The 12121-nt window shown below is 48.0% G+C and carries 9 protein-coding genes and 1 tRNA gene; 5 read left to right on the top strand and 5 right to left on the bottom strand.

Annotated elements, in window-relative coordinates:
* Positions 1–89: 89 nt before the first annotated feature.
* From NT073_RS25570 to NT073_RS25585, 4 genes are all read right to left on the bottom strand, one after another.
* A complete protein-coding gene (locus NT073_RS25570; protein ID WP_297379323.1) occupies positions 90–2579 on the bottom strand; it encodes a prolyl oligopeptidase family serine peptidase in 2490 nt (829 codons plus the stop codon).
* Positions 2580–2907: 328 nt separating this feature from the next.
* Positions 2908–3288: a T9SS type A sorting domain-containing protein gene (locus NT073_RS25575; protein WP_297379325.1), complete on the bottom strand. Its 381-nt coding sequence runs from the start codon at positions 3286–3288 to the stop codon at positions 2908–2910.
* A 285-nt stretch (positions 3289–3573) separates the two neighbouring features.
* Positions 3574–4515 (bottom strand): AAA family ATPase, encoded by a 942-nt coding sequence (locus NT073_RS25580; RefSeq protein ID WP_297379327.1) that lies wholly within the window; start codon positions 4513–4515, stop codon positions 3574–3576.
* 30 nt (positions 4516–4545) lie between these two features.
* Positions 4546–6063 carry a nicotinate phosphoribosyltransferase gene (locus tag NT073_RS25585; RefSeq protein WP_297379329.1) on the bottom strand — a complete coding sequence of 506 codons (1518 nt, stop codon included), beginning with the start codon at positions 6061–6063 and terminating at the stop codon, positions 4546–4548.
* A 152-nt stretch (positions 6064–6215) separates the two neighbouring features.
* On the opposite strand from NT073_RS25585, the gene rpoN reads away from it, so the two are divergent.
* From rpoN to NT073_RS25610, 5 genes are all read left to right on the top strand, one after another.
* Positions 6216–7664, top strand: coding sequence for an RNA polymerase factor sigma-54 (gene rpoN / locus NT073_RS25590; RefSeq protein ID WP_297379331.1), 1449 nt, complete (start codon positions 6216–6218; stop codon positions 7662–7664).
* Positions 7665–7755: 91 nt separating this feature from the next.
* Positions 7756–8394 carry a hypothetical protein gene (locus NT073_RS25595; protein ID WP_366107818.1) on the top strand — a complete coding sequence of 213 codons (639 nt, stop codon included), beginning with the start codon at positions 7756–7758 and terminating at the stop codon, positions 8392–8394.
* Between the two features lie 103 nt (positions 8395–8497).
* On the top strand, positions 8498–9295 hold the full coding sequence (locus NT073_RS25600) for an enoyl-CoA hydratase (protein ID WP_297379333.1): 798 nt from the start codon (positions 8498–8500) through the stop codon (positions 9293–9295).
* Positions 9296–9415: 120 nt separating this feature from the next.
* Positions 9416–9489: transfer RNA gene (locus NT073_RS25605), tRNA-Arg, on the top strand.
* A gap of 207 nt (positions 9490–9696) precedes the next feature.
* A complete protein-coding gene (locus NT073_RS25610; RefSeq protein ID WP_297379334.1) occupies positions 9697–10905 on the top strand; it encodes a hypothetical protein in 1209 nt (402 codons plus the stop codon).
* 710 nt (positions 10906–11615) lie between these two features.
* Here the strand turns inward: NT073_RS25610 and NT073_RS25615 are convergent.
* Positions 11616–11951, bottom strand: a complete 336-nt coding sequence (locus NT073_RS25615; protein ID WP_297379336.1) for a hypothetical protein — start codon at positions 11949–11951, stop codon at positions 11616–11618.
* Positions 11952–12121: the final 170 nt, after the last annotated feature.

A 12121-nucleotide genomic window follows, 5' to 3' on the forward strand; every position in this document is an offset into this window, starting at 1 on the left:
TAACTAAACGGATTTATAAGCACAGAAAAAGCCGGGTTGTTGGCCCGGCTTTTTCTGTGTCAGTGGTGTCAGGTACTCAGCGTAGAACCTTACTTCTCGTTATTCCCTCCGCCCGTTTTACCGGCTTTGTTGGCCTGGGCTGCGGGAGTCGGATTCTTGACGTATTTGTCCATCCAGCCGTTCATTTCCCACAACATGTGCAGCAATGACTCTTTGGCGGTGTAACCATGACTTTCGTAGGGCAGGAACACCAGCCGGGTCGTAGCGCCGAAACCTTTCAGCGCATTGTAATACCGTTCGGACTGAATCGGGAAGGTGCCCGTGTTGTTGTCGGCCTCACCATGAACCAGCAGCAGGGGCGTCTTCATCTTGTCGGCATTCATGAACGGCGACATTTTATTGTATACGTCCGGTGCCTGCCAGTAGCTGCGCTGCTCGTTCTGAAAACCAAATGGGGTAAGGGTACGGTTGTAGGCACCACTCCGGGCAATACCCGCTTTGAAAAGCTTGCTGTTCGATAACAGGTTGGCCGTCATGAACGCCCCGTACGAGTGACCGCCTACGCCTACCCGACTCGAATCGACCACGCCCAGCCGAACACCCTCATCAATAGCCGCTTTGGCGCTCGACACCAATTGCTCAACGTAGGTATCGTTCGGTTCTTTATCCCCCTCACCCACAATGGGGATACTGGCGTTATCCAGAATCGCATAGCCCATCGTCACAAAAGCGGCACCACCCCAATAGCTGATCCGGTTAAACTGGTACGGCGAACCGGCCACCTGACTGGCGGCTTCCTTGCTTTTGAACTCGGCCGGATACGCCCACAGGAACGTTGGCAATGGCCCCTGTTCTTTCTTGTAGCCAACGGGTAAATACAGCGTAGCCGTCAGTTCAACGCCATCGGCCCGCTTGTAGCGAAGCTGCTGTTTCTGAATACCTTTCAACTGCGGATATGGGTGCGGAAAGTACGTTGTCTGAATCGGAGCAATTCTGGCTTTTAGATTCCGGACGTAATAATTCGGGTTTTCGTCGGGGGTTTCACGGGTGGTCAGGAGCACTTGTTTGGCTGCGTCCAGGACAGCAACGGGCCGCTCAAAGTACGGAGCCGCCGACCGCCAGAGTTCCCGGGTTTGCTTCGTCTTCAGATTCAGCAAACTCACAAAAGGCCGGTCGCCCTGGGGCGATGAGCCTACGGCGTTCAGCATCAGGATTTCGCCAGTCGGGAGCAGATTCAATACTTCGCGTCCATACTGGTTATGCTTCGTATCGGGCTGACCGGGGTTGGTGTACCGGTCTTCGTACGATCGGTCGAACAGCACCGACGTTTGCCAGTTGGCTGGACTAACGATTTTGGTGATGATTTTACGATTCTGCCACCAGCGTTCGGTAGCTAGTGCTGTCGACTCATTGCCCCAGTTGAAATTTTCGAAACGGAACTGAGCCGCGTAGATTTCTTTGGGCTGAGCCGAAAAAGGCGCTTCGATCAGGTAAACCTTATCCCGAACCTCAGCTTTTACCTTAGGGTCGCCATTGTCCTGTGCCACGGTATAATACACCGAAGCCGGGGCATCGGCCCGCCAGTTGAAATCGCGGGGTCCCGTGGGTGCTCCATCGCGGCTGTAGGGAACAGCCTCCTGCAAGGGGCCATCGTTCAGCGTTTTTACCAGTGAACCCGCGATGGCGTAAATTTCTGTTTTAAGTGGAAATCGGCCAACGGGCACCAGATACGAAAACGGCGTATGTACCGTCTCGATCATCACATACTGCCCATCGGGCGATGGCTCTGCCGTACGGATAATACCCGGCTGACCGATGTTCGTAGCCGTTCCATCCAGCGCCAGACGAACAACCTGCGAGGTTGTATAAAAGGCAAACTGCTTTTCGTCCGATGGACTTTTGAGTAAGTCCTGGTATGTGGGGGCCTGCCCGCGCGATCCTTTCACGTTCTCCTGTGTGGTCGGTCCCGATGGAACGCGACTCACCTCAACGGCGGGACCACGCCCGGCGGGAACCGTTTTCACGACCAGATTTTTGCTGTCCGATACCCAGTAATAGGGCGAACCCAGCGTTGCGTTGAGCGCCAGGGAGCCAACCTTTTGCGCCGATAAGCTGGCCACATCGGCTATGTACAGATCAATCCGGGTGTCAGTCGAATTAGCAAACGCCACCTTTGTTCCGTCCGGCGACCATTCTACAAAGCTTATCAGGGGTTCGGCAGGCAAACCGATTATTGCTTTCTCGTCCTTATCCGTCAGTTTTTTGAGCTTCAGACCCGTTATGTAGCGGGCACGGCTGGGACCGTTGTTGGCCGGATTTAGTCGCAGCCCGGCTAGTTTAAGCTCTGGTTGCGCCAGTTCGTCAATGCCGGGAGCGGCAGCCTGTTCCAGAATAAGCATCATATCGCCTTTCGTCGACATGCTAACTGTGGGTGTCAGGGGAGCCGTGACCAGATCGGCCAGCGCTTTGGGTGGCGTTTGATAGCCTGGCGCATCCTGAGCCTGTACGGCGAGCGAAGCAGCCAGCCAGGGGATCACCAAAAACAATCGACTTTTCCGGGTAGTCAGGTTATGAAGCATAAGGGAGAGGTTATTTCAATTATAATGAGAGATGAAGATACGACGAAATTAAAATGCATAAGGCAAAATTTAATAAGGTTCTTCTTAACTGTATTCTACGGCCTGAATATTTGGCATATCCCTGTTATTTTACTGTATTATTTTACGAAAACTCGCTAATACCAATAATTGCTTGAAAAGAAATCTGCAAAACAATCTCCTTCCATCAGTCGCTGGCAGGAACGCTACTGCTAAACCGCTACCTGTACCGACATGCTTTTCCGACTCTCAACAAAAAGCCCGCCCGTTCCATTACAGAACGGGCGGGCCTGACAAATGCAGCAGAGGCTTAACTTATTTTAATTGTCCGATAGGTATCAGCGGATTGCGTATTCAGGACAATAGCATTTGTCTGTCGGCTTGTGCCTTCTGTAATCACCAGTTGATAAACCCCGTCGGGCAGCGCACTCAGGTCGAAGCGGATACGCGTATTAGATTCCTGCTTGTAGACGGCTCTTTTTGATAATGTATGCCCCTGCTGATCCACCACCTGAATTGACAAATGACCGTCGGTTTCCCCAACCACCACATCAACTTTTCCATTCGTGGTCGGCTGAATCGTCGTTGGTGTTTTTGGGGTAATAGCAGTTGACTGGCTATGCTGGGCAAAGCCGGTTGCTGAGAAGGTAAGTGATGCGGCAATCAGCAGGGATGTGGCTAACGTTTTCATGATATGCAGTGTTTATAGGTGACATTGTTTTGCGTCTGGATGCGGTATTGCTCCCGACTTCTGAAACAAAGCAACGCCCACCAACAGGAATAAAAAAGCGAAATCGACAGAAAGCTGCCAAACGTCGGCAGAACGCTTCATTTAATCTAATCCTCTGTTTATCAACGTTATTCTACCTTATTTACTGCTTCATCGATGAAATAGGGCCGTTTGTAGAGATAGACCGCATATCCATCGTGTTTAACAGCCAATGGCTCAGCATCCTGGTCAACCGATACGACGCGATCAGAAATCCCCATAGTCGACCTGAATGCAGGTCAGGCCAAGGGTACGTCGCCACATATCCACCACTTGCTGGCGGTCGTCAACGACGAGTTCTACATAATAGCGACCAGCGATATGCTGGTCAAATAACTCCTGTTTTACAAGGGAGTCTTTCCGGTTGTCGCGCTCCCGACGCATGAACAACAAATAATCCGTTTCCTGCCAACCGAAATGCTGATTCAGCCAGGTCGTTGTTTCCGGTCGACAAACGGCATCGCGACCCGAAAAGAATATAATCGCGTACCCCGACGCCCGCATGGCCTGCACCAACCGGATAACGGGCCATTTAGGGGTATCGAGCCCCACCCGATGCCAGGCGAAGGGCGACCGCGTTCCTCTGTCGGCAACGGTACCGTCAATATCGACCAGTATACAGCGGGGTAGTGTCTCGTCCTGCTCTCGTTGAAAAGCAGGTGGTCGGGTCAGGATTTCGGTCTGAAATTTGAAATATCTCTTCAGCGACGTCAGCTGTTCAGCCTGTCGACGGATCACCTCCTCCCCCACCGAATCGGGCCGCTCCTGGTCGCGACGGATACATTCTTCCAGCGGCACCTGGAGCAGCCTATATCGAATCTCTACGCTGTCGAAATGGCGTATCAGCAGTTGTCTAAATTCGTTGATATAGCTTAATTTAAGACTTGTGTTATCGATTAGTATATGCCAGCCGCGGCTCAGCCCTTCCAGAATAGCGGCTTTCTGCAATTCATTGACGACCATTTCGACCCGGTCTTTCTCCCGCTCCGGCCAGCTTTCATAATACTCCCGAAGCGGTACGGACAGCAGACTTCGCCGGAAATCATCCCGATTAACACGCAGCCAGTTCGGGTGCTCTTCGCAAAACGTTCGGGCAAAGGTTGTTTTACCGCTGCCACTCAGGCCCGTTAGAATCAGGACTTTTTTCATAAAATACATGAGTAGCGTGCCCGTACGTTACTAGCCTTCGCGAAGCTTCAGAATCAGTTTGGTTTTCAGTTCATGTAAGCCTTTCTCCAACCCCACGGGATACGTATGCGGATTTACGAACCGCTTGACGCCCGGATGCAGATTGGCCAACTGAGTCTGCACCTTTTCGCGCACGGTATGAATATCCGGACTCTCATAAATCCGTTTGCTCGACTTTACGACCGGCACCAGCAGATCTTCATACGGCCGATCAGCCTCAAAACGTCGACGTTTGGTAAAGTCGAGGGGGTCGATCATCGTGGTTGCCTGGCTGGCCGAACCCTCCAGGCTTTCGGTATCGTAGATCATATCGGCCACAAAACCCTGCTCATCCCGAAACCGGCGTACCTGCTGAATGCCGGGCGTCGAAATTTTTATGGCCTGTTCCGAAAGCTTCATTTTGTATTCCCAGCCGTTGGTTCGTGGCGCATCGGTTTGTTCTGTCGTTTTGACGGTCTCGGCAGACTGTTCCTGGCGCAGGGCAGCCAGTTTGTACACGCCCCCCAGCGCGGGTTGATCGTAAGCCGTGACGAGCTTGGTGCCAACGCCCCAGATATTAATTTTTGCACCCTGCTGCCGCAGACTGCTGATGATCGTTTCGTCGAGGTCGTTGCTGGCTACGATGCCTGTATCCTCAAAACCGGCGGCATCGAGCAGTTTTCGGGCTTCGATACTCAGGTAAGCCAAATCGCCCGAATCGAGCCGGATGGCGGCCAGTTTATACCCGCGCTGCACCAGTTTACGACCGGTTTCGATGGCGTGTTTAACCCCCTGCAAACTATCGTAGGTATCGACAAGCAAGGTTACATTATTGGGTAGTACCTCGGCGTAGGCATCAAACGCCTGCTGTTCGTCGGCAAACGACATCACCCAGCTGTGCGCGTGCGTACCGCCAACGGGAATATCATATAACTTGCCGGCCAGCACGTTAGAGGTCGCATCGCACCCGCCAATGTACGCAGCCCGGCTGGCGGTCATGCCTCCATCAATCCCCTGTGCCCGACGCAGGCCAAACTCCAGCAGCGTGTCTTTCTCCACGACCAGCCGAAGCCGGGCGGCTTTGGTCGCAATCAGGGATTCGAAATTGACGAGATTCAGCAGTGGTGTTTCCAGCAACTGACACTGCAAAATAGGCCCACGAACGCGAATAAGAGGTTCGTTCGGAAAAACGACCGTTCCTTCCGGTATGGCCTCAATATCGCAGGTGAGCTTCAGATCGGCCAGATAGTCCATAAATTCGGGCTCAAACATGGGCTTTCCATCATTGCCCTTCAGGGTACTGAGGTACCGTAGATCTTTTTTTGAAAAGCCGAAATTTTCGATGTAGCCCAGCACATTTGCCAGTCCACAGGCGATAGTGAAGCCACCACCAAACGGATTTTTCCGAAAATAAAGGTTGAACACTGCCTCTTTTTCCGATGTTTTAGTTTTCCAGTAGCCGTACGCCATCGTTACCTGATAAAGGTCCGTGAGCAGGCTTAGCGAAGTGTCATAAAGCTTGTTCGTCATTAAATGCGAAGGTAGCAAGTTGATACTTTACAGAAAATTCGTGTTATGAAAAACATTTTTTAATTAAATTGGCCTGATAATTGTGAGGGGCACTTTTGCCAATGTCTCTCTGCTCAACGTAACCCACTTATCTACAGACGCCCGTACGACCTATGCAGAAATTAAGTCTTTCTCAATCGCTTCAGCAAAAGCTCTCCCCGCAACAGATTCAGTTCATCAAACTGTTGCAGATACCCACCGCTGAACTAGACACACGTATTGAAGAGGAACTGGAAATAAACCCAGCTCTGGAAGAGGGCATGGACGAGGAGTTTGATCAGAAAGATGATGACGACTACGACGATACTGACGATTTTAAGGACCGCGACGATGACCTCGACATTGACGGCTACATACAGGACGAAGATTACGCAGGCTATAAAATGCAGGGCGATGGCAATTACGGGGAAGAAGACCGGGATATGCCCCTGCCCACCAGTTCCAGCCTGATGGATTCGCTGCTCCAGCAGTTTGGCTACCTGAACCTAACGGAGGAGCAGCGTGTAATTGGTTATCAACTCATTGGCAGCATTGAGGCCGATGGCTACATCCGCCGGTCGGTTCAGGCCATTGTCAACGATCTGGCCTTCTCCCAGAATGTATTTACCGATGCCGAAGAAGTAGAGGATGTGCTGCATAAAATCCAGTCGTTCGATCCGGCCGGCATTGGCGCCCGCTCCCTGCCCGAATGCCTGCTGCTGCAACTCCGGCGCAAGGACCAGTCCGACCCTTATAACATCCTGGCTATCCGGATCATCGACGAGTTCTTCGACGAATTTTCAAAAAAACATTATGACAAAATTCAGCGCCGACTCAACATCAGTGACGAGTCGCTGAAGAAAGTGATCGATATTATCATCCGGCTCAATCCCAAACCCGGATCGATGGAGGGCGAAGCGGGAAATATACAGTACCTCATCCCCGATTTCCTGCTGACCAACAACAACGGCAAACTTGAACTATCGCTGAACTCAAAAAACGCGCCCGAACTGCGCATCAGCCGTTCCTTTGCCGATATGCTCGACACCTACGACAAGAGCAACAAAAAACAGAACAAGAACCTGAAAGAAACAGTCTCTTTCGTTAAGCAGAAACTCGACGCGGCCAAGTGGTTCATCGACGCCATTAAACAACGGCAGCAAACCCTGCTCCGCACCATGAACGCCATTGTGCGTTATCAGTACGACTTCTTCCTGACCGGCGATGAGTCCCGGCTGCGGCCCATGATTCTGAAAGACATTGCCACGCTCATCGACATGGACGTATCGACGGTGTCGCGGGTAGCCAACAGCAAGGCTGTTCAAACCGAATTTGGTATCTATCCGCTCAAATATTTCTTCTCGGAGGGTATCTCGACTGATACCGGCGAGGATGTCAGCAGCCGGGAGGTGAAAAACATTCTGAGAGATCTGATCGATGCCGAGCCCAAGCTTCACCCGCTGTCGGATGACAAACTTGAGAAAATCCTGAACGACCGCGGCTACAACATTGCCCGACGAACGGTAGCCAAATACCGCGAGCAGTTGAATATACCCGTGGCGCGGCTTAGGAAACAGTTATAAAAAATGAATAATGGATAATGTACAATGTGAAATGCAATAGGGTTGGCGCGTATTTTTACACAATTATTCATTTTACATTATCCATTATCCATTGAGTACCCGTTTTGCTCATTTTATATCGGCGGTTTTTCATCCGTTGCTGATGCCGACGCTGCTGTTTGCACTATTGCTGTTTCGGGTGCCTGCCATACTGGGGCTGGATGCATTTTCGGTCTCCCTCCGACTCAGTCTGCTGATCCTGATTTTTGTCGGCACCTTCATGACCCCTACCCTGCTGATCTATTATCTGTTCCGCACGGGCTACGTTAAAAATTTGAAGATGACAACCTTGTCCGACCGGCGGTTACCCTACTTCCTAACGGCTCTGGTTTACACGATAACGGCTTACCTGTTTACCTACCAGATGCAGGGACTCTCGAGCCTGGCACCCGAAGTAGGCACCCTCATTGCCAGTATAGCCGTTTCCATTCTGCTGGTTGGCCTCATCAGTCTGTACTGGCAAATCAGTGCGCATTGCGTAGGTATTGCGGGGGTTGTTGGCGTTATTGGCAGCCTTATGCTCAAATTCAGCATCACCGATCTGTTTTTTCCGCTGCTCCTGCTGGTTATGCTGACAGGTTTTGTAGCCAGTGCCCGGCTGCGGCTCAACGCCCATAACCCCGCCCAGATTCTGGCCGGTCTGGCACTTGGGCTTACTGTCAGTCTGCTGACGGTAGTTTGGCTCATCTAGCTTTTTTGTAACTTACCGCCAGCGATTGATAAACGCCATATCTTGACGATATGACGTTTATCAATCGCTGGCTTTTTATTTATCAGGTACTCCCTTTTCCGTCATGTACGAAAATCTGCTTTATGATGTCAGCGGTGCTGTTTGCCGGATAACCCTCAACCGTCCGCACGTATACAATGCTCTCAGTCCCGGACTAATCCGCGATATTACGGCCGCCATGGAAGCCGCCGGTGCCGACACGCAAGTTCGTGTTGTTGTGCTGACGGGTGCGGGCGACAAAGCTTTTTCATCCGGTGCCGATCTGAAAGAAGGTGTCATGCAGGCAGCCGCTTCGGATAGTCAACTTGCCCTCGGCGACTCCCTCCGCACAACCTACCACCCCATGATTCAGGCCATCCGCAACCTGGCGAAACCCGTAATCGGGCGCATCAATGGTGTAGCCGCCGGAGCGGGCTGTTCGCTGGCGCTGGCCTGCGATGTGGTTATCTGCACCGACGAAGCCTATTTCAGCCAGATTTTCGTCAACATCGGTCTCATGCCCGATGCGGGCTCGACATTCTTTTTGCCCCGGCTCATCGGCCCACAACGCGCCTTCGAGTTGTGCAGTACCGGCCGACGCGTTTATGGTCCGGAGGCCGCCCGGATCGGACTGGTAAGCCAGTCGGTACCGGCGGCTGAATTAGACGCGTCTGTCGAAGCCGTTGTGGGCTATTATGCCGCTGCGCCTACGCTGGCCATTGGTAAGATGAAAAAAGTTTTGAATGAATCGCTCTATTCCGACCTGAGCCATCAGCTCGAACAAGAAGCTGACAATCAGGACGAACTAGGCCGTTCTGCCGATGCTGCCGAGGGTATCGGCGCCTTCCTGATGAAGCGAAAAGCAAATTTTTCCGGCAAATAGATTGACAAGCGTCGTTTTTCTGCCTACTTTTGCACTCCCAATCAACGGGAAATGCATTTGTACTAGGGTCGCGCTCGACATCAATTGGGTAGAGCACCTCACTACACTGCAACACATTACGCATTTGTAGCTCAATTGGATAGAGCACCTCACTACGGATGAGGAGGTTTGGGGTTCGAATCCCTACAAGTGCACGAAAAGTTAGAAAATCCCTCAAAACAGGCTGTTTTGAGGGATTTTTCTTTTAGCTGTACCCAATTTTAATTCAAAAAATATACCATAATCGAATATACATGCGCCCGTGGTGAGTGTTCGCATCCCTTTGGACTATGCTTATAAGGCTTGATTTTCTCTCCCAAATTGGTAAATTGTACTATTACTATATATAGGACACAAGAAGTATGAGTACTCAAAATAAGCTCCAAATTATTCCTAAAAAGCCTTGTTATCAATCCAATGACCTTATCGAATTTATCATAAATGGAAACGTTGTTGACGAATTCAATTTTATTCGACTTAGAATATATAGAATTTCTATAGAAGAAGAATATGACATTCTCGAGAAGTTTTTTTTCTTCGATTTGTTAAAGGATAATGAGGGATTATATATAGTAAGAGTAAAAGCAGAATATTTAGATCCGGGGCTTTACCGCATTGCTTATGCTGAATTAAATATTATTGAAAAGGAAAACCGAGACCAAATTCTCAGATTTGATATATATGAAGATGATCAAATAAATAGTCCTGGTTTTGAACTATCTACAACATCATGCGCTCAAACTAGCTTTGATCTTATCAATAGCAAGATTAATAATATTTATTTACACAGGATAAATATTATGAACTCTGGCTTCGGTGATAATACAAAAAATTCTTTTTTTAAAGTATTTGTGTTTTGTAAAGATATCTATCTCACAAAAAGGTATGATTATGATAAGTATGAAATTATACCTTTTGAATCATTAGGGTATTATGATACTATTGAATTAATAAATAAATTTCTTTTAATAAATAATTTACAACCGCTTACTTATCCATTAGGAGATGAAGTATCGTCTCATAATTCTCCTGGCATAGTGATATCCTTCCCTAAATTGTTTGCTGATAATGTAGATGAGGCAGGTAACATAGCGGAAGAGGAGGTTTTAACCCTGTTAAAGGCTTTTTCACTAACTAGAGTTAGCTATGGATCAATTATCAGTTGCACTGTCCTAGATGAAGCAAGCTTGAATATTAGAATTTATAAACCGAGTTATACTGGTAGTCTAATGCCTGGTGACGAGTTTGGAGAAAATCCGTTTAATAACAGAGCAATAGTCAAATTTTTGAAAGATAATGGGTTTCTAAATCTCTGCGTATCACTATACGCAGAGGCATTAAATGAGAAGAATATTGAGCTTGCATACTCAAAGTTATGGTCAATATTAGAATCTATGGCTACTAAAAAAGCATATCCTATTGGGCAGTTCAGAAAAATATATCTAGATGGTAGTAAGATTCAAGGAGTCCCACAACCTACTAAGGATAAAGAAGTTAGCGCTAAAGATAAAGTGAGGGAGTTAATAAGAGAGTTTATAAATAAAAAACCCAAAATTAAAAAGGGTAATTAATGAAAAATACGATGGTATAATAATACCAGATGACATTCTTTCTATATGGAGCCGCCATAGGAATTGTATGCTACATACTGGTGGTTGCTTCCCAAATAATATACAGATATGTACAATTAAAAAGGATGATTTTAGAGTTTGTAATCAAGCTCATAATAATATTTTGAAAAACAATAAAACGAGAACATTACATAATGATACCTTCTTTGATTTACTAAGACAAACAGTTAGGATTATCTTAGTTGAAGAATGTTTAGGCAGTTCAAAGGCAACGAAATATATTGATATTAATAATTTATTTCTGACTCTTCATCAAGTTCCTGAATATAGATTTTCATCATTCCCTTTAACAGTTGTAAAATAAACTTAGCAATAGACAGGAGCAATTCACGACTATTACTAAGTTTATTTCAGATAGTAGTTTAAAATAATTAGAGGTTCAGAGAACTCTCTTTTGATCCTCTAATTATTTATTATATTTTATAACCAACCTTTTTACTTAAGAAAGTAAGCATTCCTATTTCGTTGTACTTTAATTACCCATTTTCCTTTTTAGCCAATAATTCATGACAGCTATTTAACGAAGCTTCTTCCTGATTTTATCATCTTGGGTATTATCTAGTATAGGTTCAGTGGGAATGAGGACGTCGATACCGGGTCAGGGGCAACGTCAAAACCAATAAACCGCCTTTGGGGGCTGCGGGTGGCGTTTAAGCCGCCAGCAACAGATCAACATCGTACGACTCAAATTGACCGAAGAGCGTATCAACAGTCTCTGTTTTTGGCCCAAAAGCGCTTACCAACGCCGGAAGTGTAACATTCAGAAAGGACATCAGCGGTGAGTGCCCTACCATGGCGGTCATACTGACCGTCTCAAACCAGTTGACAGAAATCAGTTGACCTGCTTTCTGAAAGCGGTGGTGAGGATATGTGACAAACGCATGTTGCTGATCAGGCGTTATGAAATGAACGTAAATCCATTGCGCTTTTTCGACGAAGGTTGGATACGTAAACAGGTATAGGCCGGCTTGAGGGATGGTAGTCATCTGTTTATGGGAGAGTTAGTAGTTATGACTAAAGCTGGTAAAAAGATTCGTCCTGAATATTACTGCGTTGATTTCATTGTAAAATTAGGATGGCCACCAGGCTCAGCAACTGACAATTGTTAGGCATTCGTATGAGTAAGATCATGGACCATTTTTTCATATATAATGCT

Origin of the sequence: Spirosoma sp. (genome assembly GCF_026391055.1) — a bacterium.
GTDB lineage: Bacteria > Bacteroidota > Bacteroidia > Cytophagales > Spirosomataceae > Spirosoma.

Coding starts and splice junctions, on each gene's coding strand:
- NT073_RS25610 (WP_297379334.1), top strand. CDS start 9,697: ATGAGTACTCAAAATAAGCTCCAAATTATTCCTAAAAAGCCTTGTTAT.
- NT073_RS25575 (WP_297379325.1), bottom strand. CDS start 3,288: ATGAAAACGTTAGCCACATCCCTGCTGATTGCCGCATCACTTACCTTC.
- rpoN (WP_297379331.1), top strand. CDS start 6,216: ATGCAGAAATTAAGTCTTTCTCAATCGCTTCAGCAAAAGCTCTCCCCG.
- NT073_RS25600 (WP_297379333.1), top strand. CDS start 8,498: ATGTACGAAAATCTGCTTTATGATGTCAGCGGTGCTGTTTGCCGGATA.
- NT073_RS25615 (WP_297379336.1), bottom strand. CDS start 11,951: ATGACTACCATCCCTCAAGCCGGCCTATACCTGTTTACGTATCCAACC.
- NT073_RS25580 (WP_297379327.1), bottom strand. CDS start 4,515: ATGAAAAAAGTCCTGATTCTAACGGGCCTGAGTGGCAGCGGTAAAACA.
- NT073_RS25585 (WP_297379329.1), bottom strand. CDS start 6,063: ATGACGAACAAGCTTTATGACACTTCGCTAAGCCTGCTCACGGACCTT.
- NT073_RS25570 (WP_297379323.1), bottom strand. CDS start 2,579: ATGCTTCATAACCTGACTACCCGGAAAAGTCGATTGTTTTTGGTGATC.